This is a genomic window from Streptomyces sp. NPDC058637, from assembly GCF_042717325.1.
Classification (GTDB): domain Bacteria; phylum Actinomycetota; class Actinomycetes; order Streptomycetales; family Streptomycetaceae; genus Streptomyces.
The window spans coordinates 116,508-139,912 of record NZ_JBHXRD010000009.1 but is presented as its reverse complement, the minus strand read 5'-3'; the positions used below and the strand labels follow the sequence as shown (position 1 = coordinate 139,912).

General features: G+C 72.1%; 24 protein-coding genes. 12 read left to right on the top strand and 12 right to left on the bottom strand.

Annotation, left to right across the window (positions count from 1 at the left end):
• Nucleotides 1–114: 114 nt before the first annotated feature.
• The gene (locus tag ACFWVP_RS11600; RefSeq protein WP_384495725.1) at nucleotides 115–480 is read left to right on the top strand and encodes a VOC family protein; all 366 of its coding nucleotides are present in this window, start codon (nucleotides 115–117) and stop codon (nucleotides 478–480) included.
• Here the strand turns inward: ACFWVP_RS11600 and ACFWVP_RS11595 are convergent.
• Together ACFWVP_RS11595 and ACFWVP_RS11590 are read right to left on the bottom strand one after the other, a co-directional pair.
• Nucleotides 477–1,349 (bottom strand): undecaprenyl-diphosphate phosphatase, encoded by an 873-nt coding sequence (locus ACFWVP_RS11595; RefSeq protein WP_384495724.1) that lies wholly within the window; start codon nucleotides 1,347–1,349, stop codon nucleotides 477–479. The genes ACFWVP_RS11600 and ACFWVP_RS11595 overlap by 4 nt on opposite strands.
• Before the next feature lie 171 nt (nucleotides 1,350–1,520).
• Nucleotides 1,521–2,243 (bottom strand): TVP38/TMEM64 family protein, encoded by a 723-nt coding sequence (locus ACFWVP_RS11590; protein ID WP_384495722.1) that lies wholly within the window; start codon nucleotides 2,241–2,243, stop codon nucleotides 1,521–1,523.
• A 78-nt stretch (nucleotides 2,244–2,321) separates the two neighbouring features.
• Between ACFWVP_RS11590 and ACFWVP_RS11585 the strand changes: the two genes are divergently transcribed.
• The 3 genes from ACFWVP_RS11585 (at nucleotide 2,322) to ACFWVP_RS11575 (ending at nucleotide 5,514) form a co-directional block, all read left to right on the top strand.
• Nucleotides 2,322–3,041, top strand: coding sequence for a DNA alkylation repair protein (locus ACFWVP_RS11585; protein WP_384495720.1), 720 nt, complete (start codon nucleotides 2,322–2,324; stop codon nucleotides 3,039–3,041).
• A gap of 368 nt (nucleotides 3,042–3,409) precedes the next feature.
• Nucleotides 3,410–4,579: an elongation factor Tu gene (gene tuf, locus ACFWVP_RS11580; protein WP_384495718.1), complete on the top strand. Its 1,170-nt coding sequence runs from the start codon at nucleotides 3,410–3,412 to the stop codon at nucleotides 4,577–4,579.
• An 89-nt stretch (nucleotides 4,580–4,668) separates the two neighbouring features.
• Nucleotides 4,669–5,514, top strand: a complete 846-nt coding sequence (locus tag ACFWVP_RS11575) for a spermidine synthase (protein ID WP_384495716.1) — start codon at nucleotides 4,669–4,671, stop codon at nucleotides 5,512–5,514.
• On the opposite strand, the gene ACFWVP_RS11570 is transcribed toward ACFWVP_RS11575, so the two are convergent.
• Both ACFWVP_RS11570 and ACFWVP_RS11565 read right to left on the bottom strand, forming a co-directional pair.
• On the bottom strand, nucleotides 5,476–6,870 hold the full coding sequence (locus tag ACFWVP_RS11570; protein WP_384495714.1) for an MFS transporter: 1,395 nt from the start codon (nucleotides 6,868–6,870) through the stop codon (nucleotides 5,476–5,478). The genes ACFWVP_RS11575 and ACFWVP_RS11570 overlap by 39 nt on opposite strands.
• 48 nt (nucleotides 6,871–6,918) lie before the next feature.
• Nucleotides 6,919–7,953 (bottom strand): hypothetical protein, encoded by a 1,035-nt coding sequence (locus ACFWVP_RS11565; RefSeq protein ID WP_384495712.1) that lies wholly within the window; start codon nucleotides 7,951–7,953, stop codon nucleotides 6,919–6,921.
• A gap of 109 nt (nucleotides 7,954–8,062) precedes the next feature.
• On the opposite strand from ACFWVP_RS11565, the gene ACFWVP_RS11560 reads away from it, so the two are divergent.
• Nucleotides 8,063–8,500, top strand: a complete 438-nt coding sequence (locus ACFWVP_RS11560; protein ID WP_384495878.1) for a DUF4442 domain-containing protein — start codon at nucleotides 8,063–8,065, stop codon at nucleotides 8,498–8,500.
• Between the two features lie 286 nt (nucleotides 8,501–8,786).
• Here the strand turns inward: ACFWVP_RS11560 and ACFWVP_RS11555 are convergent, their stop codons facing one another.
• Nucleotides 8,787–9,317 carry a gamma carbonic anhydrase family protein gene (locus ACFWVP_RS11555; RefSeq protein ID WP_384495710.1) on the bottom strand — a complete coding sequence of 177 codons (531 nt, stop codon included), beginning with the start codon at nucleotides 9,315–9,317 and terminating at the stop codon, nucleotides 8,787–8,789.
• 155 nt (nucleotides 9,318–9,472) lie between these two features.
• Here ACFWVP_RS11555 and ACFWVP_RS11550 point away from each other — a divergent pair, with 155 nt between their 5' ends.
• Nucleotides 9,473–10,225 carry an acyltransferase gene (locus ACFWVP_RS11550; RefSeq protein WP_384495876.1) on the top strand — a complete coding sequence of 251 codons (753 nt, stop codon included), beginning with the start codon at nucleotides 9,473–9,475 and terminating at the stop codon, nucleotides 10,223–10,225.
• Between the two features lie 7 nt (nucleotides 10,226–10,232).
• Here the strand turns inward: ACFWVP_RS11550 and ACFWVP_RS11545 are convergent, their stop codons facing one another.
• Nucleotides 10,233–11,099 carry an EamA family transporter gene (locus ACFWVP_RS11545; protein ID WP_384495709.1) on the bottom strand — a complete coding sequence of 289 codons (867 nt, stop codon included), beginning with the start codon at nucleotides 11,097–11,099 and terminating at the stop codon, nucleotides 10,233–10,235.
• A gap of 93 nt (nucleotides 11,100–11,192) precedes the next feature.
• On the opposite strand from ACFWVP_RS11545, the gene ACFWVP_RS11540 reads away from it, so the two are divergent.
• Both ACFWVP_RS11540 and ACFWVP_RS11535 read left to right on the top strand, forming a co-directional pair.
• A complete protein-coding gene (locus tag ACFWVP_RS11540; protein ID WP_384495707.1) occupies nucleotides 11,193–11,777 on the top strand; it encodes a helix-turn-helix domain-containing protein in 585 nt (194 codons plus the stop codon).
• Nucleotides 11,778–11,808: 31 nt separating this feature from the next.
• Nucleotides 11,809–12,363, top strand: coding sequence for a YbaK/EbsC family protein (locus tag ACFWVP_RS11535; protein WP_384495705.1), 555 nt, complete (start codon nucleotides 11,809–11,811; stop codon nucleotides 12,361–12,363).
• Between the two features lie 141 nt (nucleotides 12,364–12,504).
• Here the strand turns inward: ACFWVP_RS11535 and ACFWVP_RS11530 are convergent, their stop codons facing one another.
• Both ACFWVP_RS11530 and ACFWVP_RS11525 read right to left on the bottom strand, forming a co-directional pair.
• A complete protein-coding gene (locus tag ACFWVP_RS11530) occupies nucleotides 12,505–13,314 on the bottom strand; it encodes an aminoglycoside N(3)-acetyltransferase (protein WP_384495703.1) in 810 nt (269 codons plus the stop codon).
• A 36-nt stretch (nucleotides 13,315–13,350) separates the two neighbouring features.
• The gene (locus ACFWVP_RS11525; protein WP_384495701.1) at nucleotides 13,351–13,767 is read right to left on the bottom strand and encodes a CoA-binding protein; all 417 of its coding nucleotides are present in this window, start codon (nucleotides 13,765–13,767) and stop codon (nucleotides 13,351–13,353) included.
• Between the two features lie 82 nt (nucleotides 13,768–13,849).
• Here ACFWVP_RS11525 and ACFWVP_RS11520 point away from each other — a divergent pair, with 82 nt between their 5' ends.
• From ACFWVP_RS11520 to ACFWVP_RS11510, 3 genes are all read left to right on the top strand, one after another.
• Nucleotides 13,850–14,485 carry a YigZ family protein gene (locus tag ACFWVP_RS11520; protein WP_384495700.1) on the top strand — a complete coding sequence of 212 codons (636 nt, stop codon included), beginning with the start codon at nucleotides 13,850–13,852 and terminating at the stop codon, nucleotides 14,483–14,485.
• A gap of 149 nt (nucleotides 14,486–14,634) precedes the next feature.
• Nucleotides 14,635–15,801: an exonuclease SbcCD subunit D gene (locus ACFWVP_RS11515; RefSeq protein ID WP_384495698.1), complete on the top strand. Its 1,167-nt coding sequence runs from the start codon at nucleotides 14,635–14,637 to the stop codon at nucleotides 15,799–15,801.
• On the top strand, nucleotides 15,798–18,878 hold the full coding sequence (locus ACFWVP_RS11510) for an AAA family ATPase (RefSeq protein ID WP_384495696.1): 3,081 nt from the start codon (nucleotides 15,798–15,800) through the stop codon (nucleotides 18,876–18,878). The genes ACFWVP_RS11515 and ACFWVP_RS11510 overlap by 4 nt, the downstream gene beginning before the upstream one ends.
• 38 nt (nucleotides 18,879–18,916) lie before the next feature.
• On the opposite strand, the gene ACFWVP_RS11505 is transcribed toward ACFWVP_RS11510, so the two are convergent.
• The gene (locus ACFWVP_RS11505; protein ID WP_384495694.1) at nucleotides 18,917–19,363 is read right to left on the bottom strand and encodes an Lrp/AsnC family transcriptional regulator; all 447 of its coding nucleotides are present in this window, start codon (nucleotides 19,361–19,363) and stop codon (nucleotides 18,917–18,919) included.
• Between the two features lie 93 nt (nucleotides 19,364–19,456).
• On the opposite strand from ACFWVP_RS11505, the gene ACFWVP_RS11500 reads away from it, so the two are divergent.
• Nucleotides 19,457–19,942 (top strand): rhodanese-like domain-containing protein, encoded by a 486-nt coding sequence (locus ACFWVP_RS11500; protein ID WP_384495692.1) that lies wholly within the window; start codon nucleotides 19,457–19,459, stop codon nucleotides 19,940–19,942.
• A gap of 61 nt (nucleotides 19,943–20,003) precedes the next feature.
• On the opposite strand, the gene ACFWVP_RS11495 is transcribed toward ACFWVP_RS11500, so the two are convergent.
• The 3 genes from ACFWVP_RS11495 to ACFWVP_RS11485 all read right to left on the bottom strand — a co-directional run bounded on the left by ACFWVP_RS11495 (nucleotide 20,004) and on the right by ACFWVP_RS11485 (nucleotide 23,399).
• A complete protein-coding gene (locus ACFWVP_RS11495) occupies nucleotides 20,004–20,873 on the bottom strand; it encodes an ATP-grasp domain-containing protein (RefSeq protein ID WP_384495690.1) in 870 nt (289 codons plus the stop codon).
• 122 nt (nucleotides 20,874–20,995) lie between these two features.
• Nucleotides 20,996–22,681 carry a DUF885 domain-containing protein gene (locus ACFWVP_RS11490; RefSeq protein WP_384495688.1) on the bottom strand — a complete coding sequence of 562 codons (1,686 nt, stop codon included), beginning with the start codon at nucleotides 22,679–22,681 and terminating at the stop codon, nucleotides 20,996–20,998.
• A 160-nt stretch (nucleotides 22,682–22,841) separates the two neighbouring features.
• Complete coding sequence (locus tag ACFWVP_RS11485) at nucleotides 22,842–23,399, bottom strand: Lrp/AsnC family transcriptional regulator (RefSeq protein ID WP_384495686.1); 558 nt, start codon at nucleotides 23,397–23,399, stop codon at nucleotides 22,842–22,844.
• Nucleotides 23,400–23,405: the final 6 nt, after the last annotated feature.

The following is a 23,405-nucleotide window of genomic DNA, read 5'->3' as shown; positions in this document are numbered from 1 at the left end:
GCGTGGGAGCGCCTGCGGGGTGCGCCGGGGCGGAGCCGGCCGTAGCGTGGGCGGACAGTCTCCGAGCGGAAATCCCGAGCGAGTCCTTGGGCGAACGGACGGCAGGTACCCGCGATGGCCGGTGAAGTGTCCTTCTTCGAGCTGGGCGCGGGCGACGCCGAACAGGCGCGGACGTTCTACGGCGGCCTGTTCGGCTGGACCTTCGAGCCGGGACCGGGCGGCGGCGGGTTCGCGATCGGTACGCCCGATGTTCCCGGCGGACTGCACGGGGGTGACCCCGGATCGGGGCCCTACCTGTTCTTCGCCGTCGACGACCTGGAGTCCGCCGTCGCACGAGTCCGCGAACTGGGCGGGACGGCCGACGACACCGACCTGGGGGACGACGAGGCCTCGGCCGCCCGGTTCGGGCGCTTCCAGCTCTGCCACGACGACCAGGGCTCACCCTTCGGGCTGCACCAGCCGCCGGACCGGAGCTCCTAGCCGGCGGACTCACCCGCGTGCGGACTCAGCACGCCCGCGCCGATCAGGATGAACAGCACGATGCCCAGGATCACGCGGTAGATGACGAACGGCATGAAGCTCTTCGTCGTGATGAACTTCATGAACCACGCGATGACCGCGTAGCCGACCACGAACGCGATGATCGTCGCGAAGACCGTCGGCCCCCAGGAGACGTGTCCCTCGCCCGCGTCCTTCAGCTCGTACGCGCCCGAGGCCAGCACCGCCGGAATGGCCAGCAGGAACGAGTAGCGTGCCGCCGCCTCGCGGGTGTAGCCCATGAGCAGGCCGCCGCTGATCGTGGCGCCCGAGCGGGAGACGCCGGGGATCAGAGCCATCGCCTGGCAGACGCCGAAGATAAGACCGTCCCGGACGCCGAGCTCCCGCAGGGACTTGCGCTCCTTGATCGCACGGTGCTTGCCACCGGTCTCGTCGCGGGCCGCGAGCCGGTCCGCGATACCGAGGACGATGCCCATGACGATCAGCGTCGTGGCGATCAGGCGGAGATCACGGAAGGGACCCTCGATCTGGTCCTTGAGCGTGATGCCGAGCACACCGATGGGAATCGATCCGATGATGACCAGCCAGCCCATCTGGGCGTCGTGGTCGCCGCGCATCGAGGAGTCCCTCAGCGACCGGAACCAGGCCGAGACGATCCGGACGATGTCCTTACGGAAGTAGATGAGGACCGCGGTCTCGGTGCCGATCTGCGTGATGGCGGTGAACGCCGCCCCCGGGTCGTGCCAGCCCGCGAACGCCGCGGTCAGCCGCAGGTGCGCGCTGGAGGAGATCGGCAGGAACTCGGTCAGTCCCTGAACGAGGCCCAGGACGAATGATTCGAACCAGCTCATGGGGCTTTGGCCATCCCGGAGGTGTTCATGCAACGGCCGACGGCCAGGAAGGCCGTCGGCAACGTGCGGATGTGGTCAGAAAAGGGGACGGGACGCCACGGCCCCGGACATCCTCTGTCGGTTGCGCGCAGCGTATCGCCTGTAGGTGAACGGACTCCCCGGTGCCCCCGGTTACGAGACGTCGCCCGCCTCGCCCAGCCGGTGGCGCCTGCGCCACGCCAGCACGGCCGCGCCCGCACCGGAGAGCACGATGAAGCCCATCGCCGCGAGGAACGCCGGCGACGTCGGAGAGGACGCCTCACTGCCCGCGATGACGTAGGCCGCCGTGTTGGGGATCGAGCCGAGCCCGGTCGCCAGCAGGAACGGCGGATACCCCATCCGTGAGGTGGCCGCGCAGTAGTTGGCCGCCGCGAACGGCACCCCGGGGAAGAGCCGCAGCGCCAGCATCGAGCGGAATCCGTGCCGGCTCAGCAGCCCGTCCGCGGCCTTGAGCCACTTGCCGCGCACCAGCGTGCGCAGCGCGTCCTGCCCCAGCACCCGGCCCAGCGTGAACGAGACCCCGGCCCCGAGCACGGTACCGGCCAGGGCGGCGGCGAGACCGGTCTGCGCGCCGAAGAGCGCACCGGCGGCGAGGTTGAGCAGCGGACGCGGCACGAACGCCACCGTGCACACGCCGTACGCGACGCCGAACAGCATCGCCGCGGCCGAACCCGTCAGCTGGGGTGGCCAGCCCGAGGCCAGCAGCCTCTGTGGTTCGAACAGCAACATCGTGGTGGCGGCAGCCAGCAACACCGCCACGAGCAGGGAGAGCCGGGACCAGGGGGAGAGCAGCACCCTCGTGCAGCGCACTGCGAGACCGCCGGCGGGCCGGGCGGCGGGGACGGGGTCGAACATCTGGGGAGACTAACCGAAACAGAGGTGTGATCGTCGTAATGTGCACGGCATGAGTCCCTCCTCGGCGCACACCACGGCATGAGTCCTTCGGCGCACACCGTCCCCACCGTGCCGGACAGCGAGCGGGCCGACACGGTGCTGGAGCGGCTCACCACCCTGTACCCCCGGGCGGCCGACCCGGAACGGGCCGCCTCGGCAGCCGCGTACATGAAGCACGTCGCCCCCTTCCTCGGCGTCGCCACCCCGCAGCGCCGAGCGCTGTCCCGGACCGTCCTGGCAGACACCGGACGGCCGGACGAGGCGGACTGTACGGCGATCGCTCTGCGCTGCTGGGAGTTGCCGGAACGTGAGTACCAGTACTTCGCCGCCGACTTCCTGCGCCGCCACGTGGCGCGGTGCTCCTCCGGGTTCCTGCCCGTCCTGCGCCATCTCGTGTCGACCGTCCCCTGGTGGGACACCGTCGACGTGCTCGCCGTCCACGTCGCGGGACCGCTCGTGGCGGCCGATCCGCGGCTCGGACGCGTGATGGACCGGTGGATCGAGGACGACGACCTCTGGATCGCCCGGACGGCTCTCCTCCACCAACTGCGGTACAGGGAACGGACCGACACGAACCGGCTGTTCGGCTACTGTCTCGCCCGCGCCGACCACCCCGACTTCTTCATCCGCAAGGCGATCGGCTGGTGCCTGCGTGAGTACGCCAAGACCGACCCGGACGCCGTACGCGGCTTCGTCGACGGAGCGCGGGACCGGCTGTCCCCGCTGTCCGCGCGTGAGGCACTGAAGAACACCGGCTGAGACCCGGCGGCGGATCCGTCCGCGGGGCTCCGCCAAGGCAGAACGCCGTCCTGCCCGCCCCACAGCTCGTGCCCGCCCGAAAACCGCTCGACGCGAGTGGGCGGCTGAGCCATGATCAGGACATGTTCCGGTACGCCTTCCTCGCAGCGCAGTCCGCAGTCGCGGACACGCCGAAGGCTGCCGTGAACCCCACGGCCGCAAGCGCGGCAGCCGCAGCAGCAGTCGCCGCAGCGTTCACCGCTGCGGCAGCGCCCCTCGGCGGCGCCCGAAGCTGACCCTCCCCCGACAGTCCGGCGGACCCCGCAAGGGGAGGGTCGGCAGGGCCCTGGGGTCTTCTCCTCTCAGCTTCGAATTCCAAGGAACGAGCCATGCCCAAGACGGCATACGTGCGCACCAAGCCGCACCTGAACATCGGCACCATGGGCCACGTCGACCACGGCAAGACCACCCTGACCGCCGCCATCACCAAGGTCCTGAGCGACCGGGGGACCGGCACCTTCGTGCCGTTCGACCGGATCGACCGGGCGCCCGAGGAGGCGCAGCGCGGCATCACCATCAACATCTCGCACGTCGAGTACGAGACGGACACCCGTCACTACGCGCACGTCGACATGCCGGGCCACGCCGACTACATCAAGAACATGGTCACCGGAGCGGCGCAGCTCGACGGGGCGATCCTCGTCGTGTCCGCGCTCGACGGGATCATGCCGCAGACCGCGGAGCACGTCCTGCTGGCCCGTCAGGTCGGCGTCGACCACATCGTCGTGGCCCTCAACAAGGCCGACGCGGGCGACCCCGAGCTGACCGACCTGGTCGAGCTGGAGGTCCGCGAGCTGCTCTCCGCGCACGGCTACGGCGGCGACACGGTCCCCGTCGTACGGGTGTCGGGGCTCAAGGCGCTGGAGGGGGACCCGCGCTGGACGGCGGCCATCGACGGGCTGCTGGACGCGATCGACACGTACGTACCGATGCCGGTGCGCTACACCGACGCGCCGTTCCTGCTGTCCGTGGAGAACGTGCTCACCATCACGGGCCGCGGCACCGTCGTCACCGGTGCCGTGGAGCGCGGCACGGTGCGCGTCGGGGACCGGGTGTCGGTGCTCGGCGCGGACATCGAGACGGTCGTGACCGGCCTGGAGACCTTCGGCAAGCCGATGGAGTCCGCCGAGGCCGGGGACAACGTCGCGCTGCTGCTGCGCGGGGTGGAGCGCGACCGGGTGCGCCGCGGCCACGTGGTGGCCGCTCCCGGCAGCGTCAGTCCGAGCCGGCGCTTCACCGCGCAGGTGTACGTCCTGTCGGCCGGGGAAGGAGGCCGTACGACGCCGGTCACCACCGGGTACCGGCCGCAGTTCTACATCCGTACGGCTGACGTGGTCGGCGACGTCGACCTCGGTGACGCGGCCGTGGCACGGCCGGGCGACACGGTCACCATGACCGTCGAGCTCGGCCGCGACGTCCCGCTGGAGTGCGGTCTCGGCTTCGCGATCCGCGAGGGCGGCAGGACGGTCGGCGCCGGTACGGTCACCGGCCTGCTCTGACCCAGGAACCGCGGAACCCGCCTCCCACCCTTCACGGGGGGCGGGTTCCGTGTGTCCGCCACGCCTCGGGAAGGGGGAACAATGGGCGCGTGAACGAGCCGATACCCGTCATCCGCACCACCGACTGCGGCACCGCCCGGCTGCTGCCCGATGTGGACCGGGACCGGGCCTGGCTGCTCACGGTCGACGGCGCCCCGCAGTCGTACGTGGACCTCGACGACCCGGAGTACCTCGAATTCGAGTACGTACGACGGCTCGCCCATGTCGTGGACCGGGCGGGCGAGCCCGGTGCGGCGTTGGACACCGTGCACCTCGGCGGCGGCGCGCTCACCCTGCCCCGCTACGTCGCGGCGACCCGCCCCGGCTCCCGGCAGGACGTCGCCGAGACGGACCGGGGCCTGATCGAGCTGGTCCACGACCATCTCCCGCTGCCCGAGGGGGCCGGGGTCACCGTGCACGGCACCGACGCCCGAACCTGGCTGGAACAGGCACCGGAGGATTCCGCCGACCTCCTGATCGCCGACGTCTTCGGCGGCGCGCGGGTCCCTGCCCAGCTCACCTCCGTCGAGTACGCACGGGCTGCCGGGCGGGTCCTGCGCGCGGACGGAATCTACGCGGCCAACCTGGCCGACAGCGCGCCCTTCGGCTTCCTGCGCCCGCAGCTCGCCAACTTCGCCGAGGTATTCGGTGAACTCGCGCTGATCGCCGAGCCGGCCGTGCTGCGCGGCCGGCGCTTCGGCAACGTCGTGCTCCTCGCTTCGCGGAGCCCGCTCGACATCGCACCGCTGACGAGGCTGTGCGCCGCCGACGCGTTCCCCGCACGGGTCGCCCACGGGGAGGCGCTGAGGCGGCTCATCGGCGGTGCCCGGCCGGTACGGGACGACGAGGCCGTCGCGTCACCCGAGCCCCCCGACGGAGCCTTCGGCATCGGCTGACGCCTGCGCGGGCACCTGGGCGGGCATCGGCGAAGGGACCGTGGTCCCGGCCGTTTTCACGGTCCCGGCCGTCTTCATGGTCCCGGCCGTCTTCATGGTCCCGGCCGTTCTCATGGTGCCGGTGTCCCGCCGCGTCAGGTTCCGTACGTCCGGGACGAACAGCACCCCCACCGTGACCACCACGATCAGGACGGCGCAGCCCCACAGGGCCTCGCCGCGTCCCACCAACGTCTCCACCGGACCGGCCGCCGCCGTCGCGAGCGGCACCATCGCGACCGATCCGAACCAGTCGTACGCCGAGACCCGGGACAGCTTCTCCTCCGGGATCTCCTGGTGGAGGGCCGTCATCCAGGAGACGCCGAACACCTCGATGGAGACCCCGGTCACGAACATCACGCCGCACAGCGCCGTCACCGGCAGGGGGATCGCGAGGCCGGCCGACGGCAGGGCCATGGGGAACACGCAGAGCGTTCCGGCCAGCAGCAGCCTCCGGGGCTTCCAGCGCATCATCAGCACCGCCCCGCCCAGTGTGCCGACCCCGAACGCGGCGAGCGCGAACCCCCACGGGCGCGCGCCCCCGAGCTCGTCCCGTGCCACCAGCGGGCCGTACACCGCCTCGGCGGCCCCGACGACGGCCACGACCACGGAGAACTGCAGCACGATGGCCCAGAGCCACGGGCGCCCCGCGACCTCCCGCCAGCCGTCGCGCAGATCGGCGAGCAGCCCTCCGCCCGGTTCGCGTGCGGGGATGTGGCTCACGTCGAGGAAGGCCCGGAGCGTGCCGGCGACGGCGAACGCGGCCGCGTCGACCGCCAGGACCCAGCCCGGATCCATGGCCGCGATCATCGCACCGCCGAGCGCGGCGCCGCCGATGGCCGCACCGTGCATGGACATCCGGAAGAAGGCGAAGGCGCGGGCCGCCTGGTCACCGCTGACGCTGGACATCAGCATGCCCTCGGCCGCCGGGTTGAAGAAGGCCTGCCCGGTACCGCACAGCGCCGTCAGCAGCATCATCTGCCACAGCTGGGGGTCGCCGGCCAGCACAAGCCAGGCGAACACCGCCTGGGAGCCGCAGTTGAGCGCGTTCGCCGCCACCATCACCCGGTGCCGCGGCAGCCGGTCCGCGATCGCGCCGCCGATCAGCAGGAAGAGCACCAGCGGCGCGGTGCGTGCGGCGGCGACCAGGCCCACGTCGCCACCGTCACCACCCGACTCCAGGACCGCGAAGGCCGCCGCGATCAGCGCGCCATGGGTACCCAGGCTCGTGATGATCGCGGCGGCGGTCAGCAGTCCGTAGTTGCGGCCGGCTCGCGGGGGGCGGAGCGCGGGGGGCGGGGAGGCGGCGGCGGAAGTCACCGAAGGACTATCGCCGCCGCGGCCCCGTACCGCCAAATGGATCGACCGTCAGGACGCGCTCTCGGCCAGCCGGACGGTGCTGAGGATCTTCTGGATGGTGGTGTCCGGCAGTTCGTCGTCGACTCCGGCGTTGGCGTAGAGGATCCAGGACGCGTACTCGCCCTTGGCGTTCTTGAAGGTGAACGCGATCGACTTGCCGTCGGTGTCGCACTTGTTCTTGTTGGCCAGCCCCGTGGCGGTCGCCGTCACGACGCTGCCGGAGAGACCGGACTTGGTCGTGTACGGCTTGGCCTTGCTGGTCTTGACCTTCTCCTTGGGGTCCTCCTGGGCGTACGCGGCCCACACCCAGTTGGAGGCCTCGCCGGCGCTCTGCGTGTCCTGGCTCGTCGCGCCCTGGGCGCCCTTGGTGCCGACGCCCGCCAGACCGGTGTCCTCGTCGCGGCCGTCCTTGTCGGAGTCGTCGACGCACCACTTGCTCTTGTAGTAGGCCGGTGCGGAGAAGGCGACGGCCGGCTTGCCGGTGGGGTCCTTGACGTCCTCGAAGCCGGAGATCATGCTGCTGCCCGCGACCTCCCAGTCACCGGGCACGTCGAACTGCGTACCCCACTTGGGGTTGGTCACGACCTTCCAGCCGGGAACGGTCGGCGCGGCGTCCTCACCGCCCCGCGGATTGGCCGCGGGGGAGGAGGGAGTGTCGGAGGGCTTCGCGGAAGGCGACGCCTTGTCACCTCCGGTGACGGTCGTGCTGCCCTTGTCGTCGTCCTTGTTCAAGACGACGACGCCGGTGACGACTGCCGCCACGACGACCGCGGTGACGGCGACGATCGCGACGATCGTCGTCCTCTTCTTGTCGTCCGGCTTCGGACCGCCGGGCTGACCGCCCGGCACCGCGTACTGCGGCACGGTGGGCTGCTGGTACGGATTGGGCTGCGGGTAGCCGGGCTGGCCCTGCGGGTAGCCCTGCTGCTGGTATCCCGGCTGCTGATAGGGATTCGGCTGCTGGTACCCCGGCTGCTGGTACGGGTTCTGATTCTGGTCCTGCGGGTTCTGCTCGCCCCCGGGCGGCTGCTGTCCTGGCCACATGGCCAGTAACCATAGAGGGGTGCGGGCCCCACTGCTACGGCCGCCCCTGTGAGGGGATGGTCAAAGAGTGCTACCCGCTAGTAACATAACGGCCATGAGCACAGATGAGATGACAGTCGGCGCCATGCTGTCCGCGAGCGTTCCGATGGTGCGGACCCTCAACCTCGAGTACCTGGAGACGACCGCGGAGCGTGCCGTGCTCTCGCTGCCGGACCAGCCCGAATACCACAACCACCTCGGCGGACCCCACGCCGGAGCGATGTTCACACTGGCCGAGTCGGCGAGCGGCGCGATCGTCGTCGCCGCGTTCGGTGACCAGATGGCGCGGGCCGTTCCCCTGCCCGTCACTACGGAGATGGCGTTCAAGAAGGTGGCCATGGGCCGTCTCACCGCTACGGCCACACTGGGCCGCCCGGCGGCCGAGGTCGTCGCCGAGCTGGACGAGGGCAAGCGGCCGGAGTTCCCCGTGGCCGTCGAGATCCGGCGGGCGGACGGTGCGGTGACGAGCGAGATGAGTGTGGTCTGGACCCTCCGTCCGAACCGCTGACCCGGCATCCGGCCCGGCGTCCGAGAAGGCGGAGCAGCAGTCGGCGGAGGGGCCGCAGCGGGTGCCCGAGCCGGACGCGGTGGGCGTCGCGGACTGAATCCGGATGCGTCCGGGGGTGCGGGAGGCTCTGTCGCGGGGGCCCTCCGGGGTGCGAGCAGGGCGGTTGCACGGCTGAGGTGCGGGCACCCGTCGCACGGTCTGGGCAGGCCGGTCGCACCGTCGGTGGGCGCCGGAGGCCGGTTCCGGGGAAGCCGGTGGGCCGCCTGGGAGCCCGTTCCCCCGGCGGTCAGGCCTCGTGCGCGGCGCGGTGCGCCTTCGCCAGCTCCACGTATCCGGCCGCGTTGAAGGCGATGCCCTCTCGCTCCTCGGCCGTCACCTCCCGCTTGACCTTCGCCGGGACACCCGCGACGAGGGAGCCGGGCGGGACCCGCATCCCCTGCGGGACCAGTGCCTGGGCGGCGACGAGTGAACCGGCACCGATGTGCGCCCCGTTGAGCACGGTCGCGCCCATCCCGATCAGGACGTCGTCCTCGATGACGCAGCCGTGCAGCACGGCGTTGTGGCCGACGGAGACCCGGGCGCCCACGACCAACGGGAAACCGGGGTCCGTGTGCACGCTGCAGTTGTCCTGGATGTTGCTCCGGGGGCCGATCGAGATCGGACCGCAGTCGGCGCGCAGCACGGTCTGGTACCAGACGCTGGAACCGGCGGCCAGTGACACCTCACCCAGGACGACGGAGGTGGGCGCCACGAAGGCGTCCGGGTCGACGTCCGGCTCCTTGCCACCGATGCCGGTGACCAACGCCTGCTCTGCCATCGCCTGCTCCTCCGCTGCGGGGGTGGTGCGGTCGCGCGCCTTCGGGTGTCCTCCGGTGAACGGTAGGCGACGCGTTCCTCGTCCCGGAGGGGGGTGGGTCGAACATCACAGCCGCTCCCGGGTATCCGCTCGTCATGGCCGACTACCGTGAGCGGGTGCCGAAGAGCAGAAACACGTTCTCCTTGCCGCTGGTCCGCTGGCGGCGTCGTGTCCTGTCCCGGGCGGTCCACCGGGGCTGGGACTGGGTACGGGAGACGGGTGCGGTCACCGCGCAGCATCCGGGCCGGCTCAGGTTCGGCCGGATCGGCACGGGAACCCGGCTCGCCTTCCCGCAGGGAACCGTGTTCGGCGAGCCGTGGATCGAGCTCGGCGACCACTGCGTCATCGGGGAGCGGGTGACACTCACAGCCGGACTGATGCCCGATCTGGACCTCGGTACGGAGCCCATCCTGACCCTGGGCAACGGAGTGGTGCTCGGGCGTGGCAGCCATGTCGTCGCGGACACCACGGTGACGATCGGCTCGGACACGTACTGCGGGCCGTACGTCTACATCACGTCCACCAACCACAGCTACGACGACCCGGACCAACCGGTCGGCAAGCAGTGGCCGCGCATGGAGCCGGTCGTGATCGGCCCGGGCTGCTGGATCGGCACCGGAGCGGTGATCCTTCCCGGGGCCAGCCTCGGCCGCAATGTCGTGGTCGCGGCGGGAGCCGTCGTACGGGGAGAGGTGCCCGACCACGCGGTGGTGGCGGGGGCGCCGGCCCGCGTAGTGCGGAGCTGGGACCCGGGGAAGGGCTGGCAGCCGCCCCTGCGTACGCCCGCACCGGTCCCGATCCCCGAAGGGGTCACCCCCGAACAGCTCCAGGCCGTGGCGCACCTGCTGGAGGACACCCCGCAACCCTGACCGGCGGCTATCCGGCGGCCAGCAGGACCGTACCCACCAGGGCCAGGCCCGCGCCGGCCGCCTGGACCCCGCGCAACCGCTCGCCCAGCACTCCCCGTGCGGCCAGGGCCGTCACCACGGGGTAGAGCGAGGCCAGTACGGCGGCGACGGTGACCGGGCCGTTCTGGGCGGCGATCGCGTACGTACCGTTGGCCGCGACATCGGCGAGGCCGACGAAGGCCAGGGCCGGCAGCGCGGCGAGCACCACGGTCCGGCCGCCCTCCTCGGGCAGGGCGCGGCCCCCACGGCGTACCGACACGTACAGTGCCGTGCCGCCGACCGCGATGTTCGTGACGCGCTGGACGAAAAGCGCCAGAAAGAGCCCGGTCACCGTGGTCGACGCCTCCGCGATCAGGGCCATGACCGCGCCGAAGCCGAACGCGGCCAGCAGGGTCAGGGCGACCGCCCGACGCTGCACAGGCGCCCCGCGCAACTGCGGGCCACCGGCCAGGACGACGCCCGCGACGGCCACGGCGATCCCCGCGAACTGCGGCAGCCCCGGCCGCTCGCCGACGATCAGCCCGACCCCCACCGGCACGGCGACGCCCAGGGACCCGAGCGGGGAGACCACGCCCATCGGCCCCAGGGCCAGGGCCTTGTAGAAGCTGAGCATCGCGACCGGACCGACGGCGCCCGCCGCCACCGCGAACCAGAGACGGCCCCCGGCCTCGCTCCAGGCGCCCGTCGCGATCACCACGACGCCCAGCACGAGGGCAGCGATGCACTGCGAGACCACCACGACCGTTAGGGCGGGCGTACGCCGGGTGAGCAGTCCGCCGCCGAAATCGGCCAGTCCCCACAGAAGGCTCGTGGCCAGGGCGAACAGTGCTGTCATCGGGCGCCTCGCAGTACAGTGCGGTGGTCGGGTGGGTGCACCACACCGTAGTGCAGTATTTTCGACCCTGTCATCCAGAATATTGGACGGAATGTGTCTGACCTCGATCAGCTCACCCAGTCGCTCGCACGTAATCTCAAGCGCTGGCGGGGCGAGCGCGGCTTCACGCTGGACGCCCTCGCGGCCCGGGCCGGTGTCAGCCGCGGCATGATCATCCAGATCGAGCAGGCCCGGACGAACCCGAGCGTCGGCACCACGGTCAAGCTCGCGGACGCCCTGGGCGTCAGCATCACCACCCTGCTCGACTACGAGCAGGGTTCCCAGGTTCGACTGGTGCCCGAGAGCCAGGCCGTCCGCATGTGGTCCACGGAGGCCGGGAGTTCGACGACGCTGCTGGTGGGTACGGAGGCCAGGGGGCCCATCGAGCTCTGGTCCTGGCACCTGATGCCCGGCGACAGCAGCGCCTCCGACCCGCACCCCGAAGGAACAGTGGAACTCCTCCACGTCACGGCGGGTGAACTGACCCTCGTCGTCGACGGCGAGGCGCATGCCGTACCCGCCGGCAGCTCGGCGACCTTCGAGGCACACGTCCCGCACAGCTACCGCAACGACGGCACCGAGCCTGCCGAACTGACCATGGCGGTCTCGATCCCGCCGGTCCGCCGGGACGGTAAGTGAGCACGCTCCCACGGCTGTTAGCGTGGCACGCATGCGCGCACCCCTGGGTACCTTCGACGACGCCGCTCCCGCGGCCGAGCGGCTCGACCTGCTCACACCGCCCGTGGCCGAAGCGGTCGCGGGCGGCTGGGGCGGATTCGCCGCCGACCGGATCGTCTACGTCGACACGGACCCGGCCATCGCCGACACCGCCGTCTTCGTCGAGCACCACGGCCCCGGGCTGCTCGACCGGTCGGCGAACTGTGTGGTCGTCGCGGGCAAGCGGGGCGGCGAGGTCACCCTGGCCGCGTGCGTGGTCCTCTCGCGCACGCGCGTCGACGTCAACGGCGCGGTACGCAGACACCTCGGGGCCCGCAAGGCGTCCTTCGCCCCGATGGACACGGCGGTCGACGAGACCGGCATGGAGTACGGCGGCATCACCCCGATCGGACTTCCCGCCGCCTGGCCCGTCCTGCTCGACCCCGCCGTGGCCGACGAGGAATGGGTCCTGATCGGCAGCGGGCGCCGTCGCGGCAAACTGATCGTTCCCGGCAAGGCGCTGGCGGCACTGCCCGGCGCGGTACTGGTCGAGGGCCTGGGTATCTGACCCCAGGTCCTGAAGTCCCCGTGCCCTCAGTTCGCCTTTTCCCTGACCTGTCCTGCCCGCAGGGAGGCAGGCGCCGCGGACAGTCGCGGGGACACGCCCAGGGAGGAACGCGTCCAGCGAGGCACGTCCAGGGAGGGCCGCTCAGTCACCGCCGGTGCGATGCTCCCCGAGCCAGCCGACGGCGAAGTCCACAGCCGCGCGGAGACGGACCAGGCGGCTGCGGGCCGAACCCACAGGCCCCGTGCGTACATCCCCGGCCGTACCCGCGTGCTCGAAGGCATGCCCCAGCATCGAGAAGTCGCCGTCGTCCAGCGCGACGTCCTCGTACTCCCACCACCGGCGCCTGCCCTCCGGTGCCACCACGCAGCGGTAGAGGCGGCGCGGCGGGGCGGGCAGCCGGTACTCGGCGAGGTGGAACGCGGTGCAGGTGCCGAAATCCGTGCCCAGCAGCAGGATCCGCGCATCGGCCTCGTACAGCCGGGCGAGGGGGGAGTCCTCGCCCAGATGGCAGTCAGGGCGGTGCCGGGCGAGCAGCTTCCCGGCCGCCGGCCCGATCGCGGTGAACGACGTCTGCGGATGGGCGCTGCGCTCTGCACCGGGGGTCCGGCGCACCGTCTCGGCGAGCCGGCCCATGCCGGGCGCGGGTGTGGTCGCCAGGTCGAAGGGCGGCATCGCCGCACGCACGGCCGCACGCGCCTCGTCGCTCAGCCCGCGGACACGGTTCAGATACGAGGGAGAGGTGTCGGAATTCTCGGGGGTGAAGGAGGGCACGACCAGCGTCCCCTCCGGTCCGAGGGCCGTCCGCAGGGACTCGGCCATGGCCCCGGCCTCCCCTCCCGCAGCGCGCATCGACGCGTGCACGAGCAGGACGCCACCCCGCTCCACGCCGAGTCCGGCCAGCTGCGCGACAGTTCGTTCACCGCTGACGAGGTGCTGTGTCACGGCGGACATTCTCCCGCCCAGAAGCCGGGGGCGACACCACGCCTGTCAGGAGCGGCGGCCCAGGCGGGGTATCTCGATCGCGGGGCAGCGATCCATGATCATGTCGATACCCGCCGCGCGTGTCCGCTCGTACGCCGCCTCGTCGATCACGCCGAGCTGGAACCAGACCGCCTTCGCTCCGGCGGCCACCGCCTCGTCCGCCACCCGGCCCGCGAGGTCGCTGTTGACGAAGACGTCCACCACGTCGACGGGGAACGGGACGTCCGCCAGTGAGGCGTACCCCTGCTCGCCGTGGACCGACTCGGCCTTGGGGTGCACCGGGACCACCCTCTTGCCGAAGAGCCGGAGGACCTCGGCCACCCCGTAGGCCGCCCGCGAGCGGTTGCCGGACAGGCCGACCACCGCCCAGGTGTCACCCGTGTCCTGAAGAATCCTGCGAACCGTCTCGTCGTCTGCGTACATGCCCGGACAACGGACGGCCCGCCCGGACCATTCCCCACGGAAGGGTGAACGTGGCCCACGGACCGGCACATAGGGTGGGCTGATGCAGGAGCAGTACCGGACAGTCGCCCGCGCGGGCGTGCACGAGACCGAGATCAACCGATCGCGCTTCCTCTGCGCGCTCGCCCCCGCCGCCACCGAGCAGGAGGCGCAGGAGTTCGTCGCACGCGTCCGCAAGGAGCACCCCACCGCCACCCACAACTGCTTCGCCTACGTGATCGGCGCCGACGCCTCCGTGCAGAAGGCCAGTGACGACGGGGAGCCCGGCGGAACCGCGGGGGTGCCCATGCTGCAGATGCTCATGCGCCGGGAGGTGCGGTACGCCGTCGCCGTCGTCACCCGCTACTACGGCGGTGTCAAGCTCGGTGCCGGAGGGCTGATCCGGGCGTACGGGGGATCGGTAGGGGAGGCCCTCGACGCGCTGGGCACGATCACCCGGCAGCGGTTCCGGCTGGCATCGGTCACCGTCGACCACCAGCGGGCGGGCAAGCTGGAGAACGATCTGCGTGCCACCGGCAAGGCCGTGCGCGAGGTGCGGTACGCGGAGGCCGTGACGATCGAGATCGGTCTGCCGAACGCCGACGTCGAAGGGTTCAGGGCCTGGTTGGCCGACGCCACGGCCGGCACGGCGACGCTCGAACTGGGTGGCGAGGCGTACGGAGACGTCCCGACCGGATGACCGGATGAGGGGTCGGGAGGCCCGTGGCATTAGCGTGGTCGGGCAGGCCACGGAAACCCGCGGCGGGCGACGTGCGGGGCCGGTGTGGACCCGGGGTGGAGGAAGCGGAACATGCAGGTCGGAGCCGTCGGTGCCGTCGGAGTGATGTCGTGAGGATTCTGCACACCTCGGACTGGCACCTGGGGCGGTCCTTCCACCGCGTCCCGATGCTCGAAGCCCAGGCCGCCTACCTCGACCATCTGGTGGAGACCGTGCGGGAGCAGGCGGTCGACGCCGTCGTCGTGGCCGGTGACGTCTACGACCGGGCCGTGCCCTCCCTCGCCGCGGTCCAGCTGTTCGACGACACGCTGCACCGGCTCGCCGCCGCCGGGATACCGACGGTCATGATCTCCGGCAACCACGACTCCGCCCGAAGGCTCGGCGTGGGCGCCGGGCTGATCGCACGGGCCGGCATCCATCTGCGCACCGACCCGGCCGACTGCGCCACTCCCGTCGTACTGCCCGACCTCTGGGGCGAGGTCGCCTTCTACGGGCTGCCCTACCTGGAGCCCGCCCTCGTCAGGGACACGCTGGGCGCCACGAAGGCCGGGCACGAAGCCGTCCTCTCCGCGGCGATGGACCGGGTACGGGCCGACCTCGCCTCCCGGCCGGCCGGTACCCGCGCCGTGGTCCTCGCGCACGCCTTCGTGGCCGGCGGCGAGCCCAGCGACAGCGAACGCGACATCACGGTCGGCGGCGTCGCCGCGGTTCCCGCCGAAGTCTTCGACGGCGTCGACTACGTCGCACTCGGGCACCTGCACGGCAGCCAGACCGTCACCGACCGTGTGCGCTACTCGGGCTCCCCGCTCGCCTACTCCTTCTCCGAGCACGCCCACCGCAAGACGATGTGGCTCATCGACCTGGGCGGTGACGAACAGTTCACCGCCGAACGCGTCGACTGTCCGGTCCCGCGCCCCCTCGCCCGGCTCCGTGGGCGCATCGACACCCTGCTGGACGACCCCGCCCTGGAGCGTCACCAGGATTCCTGGGTGGAAGCCACCCTCACCGACCCCGCCCGGCCCGACGAGCCGATGGCCCGCCTCCTCGAACGCTTTCCGCACACCCTCAGCCTGGTCTTCGAACCCGAACGGGCCCCGGATGACCCGCTCGCCTCGTACGCCCAGCGGCTCAGGGGACGCGACGACCACCAGATCGCCGAGGACTTCGTGGCCCACGTGCGCGGCGGCAGCGGCCCCAGCGAACAGGAGCGCACGGTGCTGCACGCCGCCTTCGACGACGTACGGGTGAACGACGGCGTGACGGAGGTGGCCCGTTGAGACTGCACACGCTCGCCCTCACCGCCTTCGGCCCCTTCGGCACCACGCAGGAGGTCGACTTCGACGCGCTCTCCTCGGCAGGGCTCTTCCTGCTCCACGGCCCGACCGGCGCGGGGAAGACCTCCGTCCTGGACGCCGTCTGTTACGGACTCTACGGAGCGGTCCCGGGCGCACGGCAGAGTCCCGGCACCTCCCTGCGCAGCGACCACGCCCCGGTCGATCTCCCGACCGAGGTCCGCCTGGAGCTGACCGTCGGCGGACGCCGGCTGGAGATCACCCGGAGCCCCGCCCAGCCCCGCCCCAAGCGCAGGGGCGGCGGCTTCACCACGGAGAAGGCGCAGAGCCTGCTGCGCGAGTACGACCCCGCGAAGGGCTGGCAGGCCCTCAGCCGCTCGCACCAGGAGATCGGCGAGGAGATCGGCCGGCTCGTCGGCATGAGCCGGGAGCAGTTCTGCCAGGTGGTGCTCCTGCCCCAGGGCGACTTCGCGCGGTTCCTGCGCGCGGACGCGGAGGCGCGCGGCAAGCTCCTCGGCAGGCTCTTCGACACCCGCAGGTTCGCCGCGGTCGAGGAGCGGCTGGCCGAGCTCCGCCGCACGGCCGAGGCCCGGGTCCGGGCGGGCGACGAGCAGATCCTCGCCCTCGCCCAGCGGATCGCCCAGGCCGCCGGACCCGCGGCCGACGAGGCGACGCTGCCCGAGGACCGGCCCGGCGAGCCCGGACTCGCCGAAGGAGTACTGGAATGGGCCGCCGTCGCACGCAGCGGCGCACACGAACGGTCCGACATCGAGCGGTCGGCCCTCGCCACGGCCGATAGCCGGCACACCGCCGCCCGCCACGCTCTCGACTCCGAGCGCGAGCTCGCCCGGCTCCAGCAGCGCTACGAGGAGACCCGCCGCCGCTCCGCCGGACTCGAGGAGCGCCGCTCCGAACACGACCGGTGCCACGAACAGCTGTCCCGTGCGCGCAAGGCGGATCTGGTCGCCCCCGCGCTGGAGCTGCGGGACGAGGCCGAACGGGCCCACCGCACAGCGAGCGAGGCCCGCGAACGGTCGAGGAGCGGACTGCCCCGCGAGCTGGCCGACGCGGGCGCCGAGCAGCTCGCGGACCTGGAGCGGGGAATCCGCGCGGAACTCGGCGCACTCGAAGCCGCGCGCCGCGCCGAACAGCGCAGCCGGGAGATCGACGCCGAACGAGCCGGGCTGGAACGGCAGTCCCGCGCCGACGACGAGACGATCCGGGAGGCGGCCGACTGGCTGGCCGGATGGGACGGCGTCCACCGGGACCTCCAGGAGCGCATCGAGACGGCCCAGGAAGCCGCGACCCGGGCGGAACAACTGGCCGGGCACCTGGCCCCCGCGCGCAGACGCCTGGACGCGGCGCACCGGCGCGACGCGCTCGCCGTGCAGGAGGAGACCGCCCGAGGCCGGCTGACGACGGCCCGCGAGCACGCGGTGGCCGCACACGAGACCTGGCTGCGGCTGCGCGAACAGCGGCTGCGGGGCATCGCCGCGGAACTGGCCGCCCAACTCGTCGACGGCGCCGACTGCGCCGTGTGCGGGTCCGCCGACCACCCGCGGCCCGCCCTCGCGGGCGACGGCCATGTGGACCGGGCGACGGAGGAGGCGGCACTCGCCGTCCATCGGCGCGCCGATGTGACCCGCGGGGACGCGGAACGCGAACTGGAAGTCCTCCGCGAACGCCTGGCCGCGGCAGGCGCCGAGGCTGCGGGTACCACGGGCGGACCCACGGACACCGGGGACAGGGCCCACGCAGCGGGCACCGACGACGCGGGCTCCTCTCCCGCCTCCGTGGCCGAGCTCACCGCCTTCGTCGACCGGCTGACCCGGGAGCACGCGGACGCCCACCGGCTGGCCGCCGGGACGCACGGGGCCAGAGAAGCCCTCGCCGCAGCCGAACGGGAACACCTCGGACGCCTCGACGACCGGCAACAGGCCGAGCGGCGGGCCGCGGCCCGTACCTCGCAGCGGGAAGCACTCGACCGCGAACAGGCGGCGCTGCAGGCCGAGTTGGTGAAGGCGCGCGGCGAATCGGCGTCCGTCGCCGAGCACGCCGCCCTGCTGGGACGCAGGGCCGTGCTGCTCGCAGAGGCCGCGGAAGCCCTCCGCGCCGAACAGAGCGCCGCACGGCAGCGGAAGGAAGCCGACGGCCGGGTCGCCGACGCCGCCTTCCGCGCGGGCTTCGACACCCCGCAGGCCGCAGCCGCGAAACTACTGGGCCAGACCGCGCAACGCGAGCTGCAGCACCGGATCGACGCCTGGCAGGCGGAGTCCGCCGCCGTCGCGGAACGGCTGGCCGAGGAGGACGCCCGGGCGGCATCGGAGCACCCGCCCGCGACGCCCGACGCCGCGCAGGCGGCGTACGACCTGACCGCACGGCACGTGCGCGACCGTGCGACGGCGCTCGCCGCCGCGCAGGAGCGCCGCACAGAGCTCGGCCGGCTCTCCCGGCGGGCCGAGGACGAGGTACGCGGGCTGGGGCCGCTGCGTACCGAGTACGAGCGGGTGGCGCGCCTCGCCGGGCTGACCGCGGGCACCTCCGCCGACAACGAGCGCAGGATGCGGCTGGAGGCGTACGTCCTCGCGGCCAGGCTCGAACAGGTGGCCGCCGCGGCGACCGCACGTCTGCGGAAGATGTCCTCGGGCCGCTATACCCTGGTCCACTCCGACGCGCGCAGCGGCGGCCGGAGAGCGGGCCTCGGCCTGCACGTGGTGGACTCCTGGACGGGCCGGGAGCGCGACACCGCGACCCTTTCGGGCGGCGAGACGTTCTTCGCCTCGCTCGCCCTGGCGCTCGGTCTCGCCGATGTCGTCACGGACGAGGCGGGCGGCGTGCGGCTGGACACCCTCTTCATCGACGAGGGTTTCGGCAGCCTGGACGAACAGACCCTGGACGAGGTGCTCGACGTCCTGGACTCACTGCGCGAGCGGGACCGCAGCGTCGGCATCGTGAGCCACGTGGCCGACCTGCGCCGCCGGATCCCCGCACAGCTGGAAGTGGTGAAGGACCGGCACGGATCGGCGGTGCGCCACCGGGTGACGGGCACCCTCGGCGGCTGACCGCCCGGCACGCCGCGGTGTCCGCCGCCCGGTGCCGGTCAGCGGCTGATGGGCCGGTGGGGCAGGGGCGAGGAGTACACGATGCTGGTGGTCACGGAACCGAGGGCGCCGATCCTCCCCGTGACCTCCTCCAGGTGACGCATCGACCTCGCGGTCACCTTCAGTACGAAACAGTCGTCCCCGGTCACATGGTGGGCCTCCACGATCTCCGGCGTCGTGTCGGTCAGATCATGGAACGGCTTGTAGTTGCCGTTGGGATAGCGCAGCCGTACGAGGGCGAGGATCGGCATCCCGAGCCGTTCCGGGTCCACCACCGCGGCGTATCCGCTGATGATTCCCGCCTCCTCGAGGCGGCGTACCCGTTCCGTGACGGCGCTCGGGGACATCGCGACGGCGCGGGCCAGCTCGGCGAAGGTGGCGCGTCCGTCGCGTTGCAGGACATCGAGGATGTGCCAGTCCGTCGCGTCCGGGGAATAGTCGGTCATGAGCAGAGACAACAGGGAAATCATCGGGAGATCAACTGATGTGCGGGGAATCTCTCCTTCCGGTCGGACGCTCCCGGTCGTAGGTTTCTGGACATGAACTCACCGCTTCCCGCCGCCGCCCACCCCGTCCTGCGCGTACCGCCGGCCTCCCCGGCAGCGGCCGTCGCGTACTTCGGCGCCTCGCTCGCCTTCCACGCGGACGTCTCCGACGTGGCAGCGGCCCTCGGTGCCGACGGCGACCCCGGGTTCGTCGTACTGGACTCCCGGTCGACCGCGGCCTGGGACCAAGGACACGTGCCCGGCGCCGTGCACCTGCCGACCGCCCAGATCGCGGAACAGGCGGCCACACTCCTCGACCCGGCCGTCCCGGTGGTCACGTACTGCTGGGGACCCGGCTGCAACGGTGCGACCCGTGCCGCCCTGGCGCTCGCCGAACTCGGTTATCAGGTGAAGGAGATGCTCGGCGGGTTCGAGTACTGGGTGCGCGAAGGCTTCGAGTTCGACACCTGGCAGGGGCGCGAGCGGCGCACCGCCGACCCGCTCACCGCGCCGGCCGGCACCGACGCCTGCGGTTGCTGACACCCGGCCTCACCGCCCGCGGAGGGGATCCACGGGGATCCGGACCGGATCCGGAGGGGGATCAGAGGGCGAGGAGCGCCGCGAACAGGGCCTCCCCGTCGTCCCCGGCGGGCAGGCCGCTGACCTGTCCGTCGCCCACCTCCACCACCCGCCACACCCCGTCCTCCCGGAGCGCGAGATCGGTCGTCACCCAACCGCGGCCGAGACGGCGCACGGCCGCACCGACGGCGTCGAGCCCGGGCGCCGGAACCCGGCCGGGAGTGTCCGGATGAGCGGTCACCCGCACCGGCTCCCCGTCCACCCACCACACCCGGGCCTCCCCGCCCGCAATGAACGGTTCGTACGCCCGCAGCACAACCCCGCCGGCCAGGAAGTCGCCCTGCAGTTCGACGAACCGGCCGACGACACGCGCGAGCCCCTCCGCGTCCGACAGCTCCGGCACGAAGCACGCCTCGTGCCACTCGTGCTTGCGGGACTTCACGAAGTCCTTCACGATCCCCGGCCCCGGGCCGAGGGGTTCCGCGAGGCGTGACAGGGACGCGGCATCCGGCGGACCGCCGGACACGGGCAGCGCGCACCAGACGCTGCGCGGCGTGAGACCGCCGAACACGCCGTACCAGCCGGGGAGCTCGTGGGCGGTGCGGTACGCGGTGGCTGTCGTGCGGAGCGAGCAGCCGCGCGCGGCGAGGGCCTGTTCCAACGCCTCGTACCGGGCGGCGGGAATCATCCAGCCGCGATAGAGGTATGTACCGGAGTCCCGCGGTACCCGGCCGACGGCCGCCTTCGCGTCCCCGCCGAGCAGGGCGTCGTGATCGACCGTGACGACCCGGGCACCCGCACGCCGCGCCGCCTCCGCCTCCTGGGCGAACCCGGGGTCGGGGCGTCCCGGCCGCAGCGGGTCGGAACAGAACAGGAAAGAGGCCGGTGCCATGCGGAACTCACTCTTCGGGCCGTCGGGGAGGGGGGTGAAGGGGAGGGAACGGCGTGGGGGAGGGGAAGGGCGGGACGGCGTGGGGAGCGGGGCCGGTGTGCAGGCCCCGCTCCCGCCCGGGATCAGAGCCTGGACAGCTCGTCCACCAGGTCGTCAAGGCCGAGCGAACCCTGCGAGAGGGCGGCCATGTGCCAGGCCTTGAGGTCGAACGCGTCACCGTGCGCCTTGCGGGCGTTCTCCCGGCCCAGCAGCCAGGCGCGCTCGCCCAGCTTGTAGCCGATGGCCTGCCCCGGCATCGACAGATAGCGGGTCAGCTCGCTCTCCACGAAGTCGGCCGGCCGGCCGCTGTGGCTGCCGAAGAACTCCTGGGCCAAATCCGGCGTCCACCGCTCGCCCGGGTGGAACGGCGAGTCCGCCGGGATCTCCAGTTCCAGGTGCATGCCGATGTCCACGATCACCCGGCAGGCACGCATCATCTGCGCGTCCAGGTAACCGATCCGGCGCTCCGCGTCGGGCAGGAAGCCCAGCTCGTCCATCAGCCGCTCCGCGTACAGCGCCCAGCCCTCGGCGTTGGCACTGACGTGGCCGATCGAGGCCTGGTAGCGGGAGAGGCTGTCCGCGACGTGCGTCCACTGCGCGATCTGCAGGTGGTGGCCCGGCACACCCTCGTGGTACCAGGTGGACACCAGGTCGTACACCGGGAAACGGGTCTCGCCCATGGTGGGCAGCCAGGTCCGGCCGGGGCGCGAGAAGTCCTCGGAGGGGCCGGAGTAGTACGGAGCGGCGGCGCCGCCCGGAGGAGCGATCCGGGACTCCACCTTCCGTACCCGCTCGGCGAGTTCGAAGTGGGTCCCGTCGAGCGCCTCGATGGCCTCGTCCATCAGCTCCTGCAGCCACACCCGGACCTCTTCCACGCCCTCGATGTGTTTCCCGTGCACATCGAGGTGGGCGAGCGCTTCCCAGGGCCCGGCACCGGGAAGGATCTTCTCGGCTTCGGTCTTCATCTCGGCGAGCAGCCGGTGGTATTCGGACCAGCCGTAGGCGTACGCCTCGTCGAGATCCAGGTCCGTGCCGTTGAACTGGCGGGCCCAGCGGGCGTAGCGCTCGCGGCCCACGGTGTCGGGGGCGCCCTCGATCGCGGGGGCGTACACCTCGCGCATCCACTTCCGCAGCGCGAGCAGCCCCTCGGCGGCCTTCCCCGCGGCCTCGTCCAGCTCGCCGCGCAGCGAGTCCGGCCCCGAGGACACGAAGTCCTGGAAGAATCCGGGCCCTTCACCCCCGGCCCAGGTGCCGAGCTGTTCGATGAAGGTGGCTGTGGGGCGCGGGCCGCCGTACAGCTTCCGCTCCAGGCCGAGCGCCAGCGAGGCGCGATACCCGTCCAGTGCGGCGGGGACGGCCAGCAGACGGTCCACCACCGCGGCCCAGTCCTCGTCCGTCGCGGTCGGAGTCGCCGTGAACACTTCGCGGATGCTGTGGACCGGCGAGTGGATGTTGGAGACGGCCCGCAGGCCTTCCTCGGCCTCATGGATGGCGAGATCGGCCGTCAGGCGCTCGCGCAGCAGCCGGGCACAGCGCTGTTCGGACTCGGTGTCCGCGCCCGGTACCCGTTCGGCGGCGTCCAGTTCCACGAGCGTCCCGCGGATCAGCTCGGCCGTGGCGGCCTGCCCGGCGGGCGAGAGATCGGGCAGTCTGCGAGAGCTTTCTGCGACACCGAGATAGGTACCCGTGATCGGGTCGAGTGCGATATATGCGTCGACGTAGGCGTCGGCGACCTGGCGCGGCAGTGCGCTGCTCGATGTGTCTGACATGTGGACATCTTCGTACGGCGGAGGGCTCCTCGTCACCGGTATACGTCGTTCGAACCCGGTGCGGGCGTCGAGGTGGCCCGGATCCGACGCCCGCACCGGTCATGGCCCGGGGGAGTTGGGCACCCGCGCGGTCCGGGGTGGTCCGCTACGGGGTGGTCCGTCACGGGGTGGTGGTGTCCGGGCTTTCCTGGTTCTTCAGGTGCTCCGTGCGTTCCGTGCGCTCCGTGCGTGACTCCTGTGCGTCCGTGGCGGGAGGCAGGAGCGGACCGCACTCCCACTGCTGGAAGATCAGCCGCGTCTCCACCCGTGCGACCTCACGGCGTGAGGTGAACTCGTCCAGGACCAGCCGCTGCAGATCCGCGGTGCCGGCGACGGCCACATGCACCAGGTAGTCGTCGGGGCCGGTGAGATGGAACAGTGCGCGGGACTCCGGCAGCGCCCGGATCCGGTCGACGAACGGGCCGATGAGCTCGCGGCGGTGCGGCCGGACCTGTACGAGGAGCAGCGCCTCCAGACCACGGCCGAGCCGCGCCGGGTCGAGCCGCAGCTGGTGCCCCAGGATCACACCGGAACGGCGCAGCCGTGCCACCCGGTCCAGGCAGGTGGAAGGGGCCACCCCGACTTCGGCGGCGAGCTCCCGGTACGTCATCCGTGCATCGTTCTGCAGGAGTCGCAGAATATGCAGATCCACCGGGTCGAGAGCGACGGATTCAGCCATCGGCCG

Excerpts from the sequence above, each read along its gene's own strand:
- ACFWVP_RS11600 (WP_384495725.1), top strand. The coding sequence starts at position 115 with ATGGCCGGTGAAGTGTCCTTCTTCGAGCTGGGCGCGGGCGACGCCGAA.
- ACFWVP_RS11595 (WP_384495724.1), bottom strand. The coding sequence starts at position 1,349 with ATGAGCTGGTTCGAATCATTCGTCCTGGGCCTCGTTCAGGGACTGACC.
- ACFWVP_RS11590 (WP_384495722.1), bottom strand. The coding sequence starts at position 2,243 with ATGTTCGACCCCGTCCCCGCCGCCCGGCCCGCCGGCGGTCTCGCAGTG.
- ACFWVP_RS11585 (WP_384495720.1), top strand. The coding sequence starts at position 2,322 with ATGAGTCCTTCGGCGCACACCGTCCCCACCGTGCCGGACAGCGAGCGG.
- tuf (WP_384495718.1), top strand. The coding sequence starts at position 3,410 with ATGCCCAAGACGGCATACGTGCGCACCAAGCCGCACCTGAACATCGGC.
- ACFWVP_RS11565 (WP_384495712.1), bottom strand. The coding sequence starts at position 7,953 with ATGTGGCCAGGACAGCAGCCGCCCGGGGGCGAGCAGAACCCGCAGGAC.
- ACFWVP_RS11560 (WP_384495878.1), top strand. The coding sequence starts at position 8,063 with ATGACAGTCGGCGCCATGCTGTCCGCGAGCGTTCCGATGGTGCGGACC.
- ACFWVP_RS11555 (WP_384495710.1), bottom strand. The coding sequence starts at position 9,317 with ATGGCAGAGCAGGCGTTGGTCACCGGCATCGGTGGCAAGGAGCCGGAC.
- ACFWVP_RS11545 (WP_384495709.1), bottom strand. The coding sequence starts at position 11,099 with ATGACAGCACTGTTCGCCCTGGCCACGAGCCTTCTGTGGGGACTGGCC.
- ACFWVP_RS11535 (WP_384495705.1), top strand. The coding sequence starts at position 11,809 with ATGCGCGCACCCCTGGGTACCTTCGACGACGCCGCTCCCGCGGCCGAG.
- ACFWVP_RS11530 (WP_384495703.1), bottom strand. The coding sequence starts at position 13,314 with ATGTCCGCCGTGACACAGCACCTCGTCAGCGGTGAACGAACTGTCGCG.
- ACFWVP_RS11525 (WP_384495701.1), bottom strand. The coding sequence starts at position 13,767 with ATGTACGCAGACGACGAGACGGTTCGCAGGATTCTTCAGGACACGGGT.
- ACFWVP_RS11520 (WP_384495700.1), top strand. The coding sequence starts at position 13,850 with ATGCAGGAGCAGTACCGGACAGTCGCCCGCGCGGGCGTGCACGAGACC.
- ACFWVP_RS11505 (WP_384495694.1), bottom strand. The coding sequence starts at position 19,363 with ATGACCGACTATTCCCCGGACGCGACGGACTGGCACATCCTCGATGTC.
- ACFWVP_RS11500 (WP_384495692.1), top strand. The coding sequence starts at position 19,457 with ATGAACTCACCGCTTCCCGCCGCCGCCCACCCCGTCCTGCGCGTACCG.
- ACFWVP_RS11495 (WP_384495690.1), bottom strand. The coding sequence starts at position 20,873 with ATGGCACCGGCCTCTTTCCTGTTCTGTTCCGACCCGCTGCGGCCGGGA.
- ACFWVP_RS11490 (WP_384495688.1), bottom strand. The coding sequence starts at position 22,681 with ATGTCAGACACATCGAGCAGCGCACTGCCGCGCCAGGTCGCCGACGCC.
- ACFWVP_RS11485 (WP_384495686.1), bottom strand. The coding sequence starts at position 23,399 with ATGGCTGAATCCGTCGCTCTCGACCCGGTGGATCTGCATATTCTGCGA.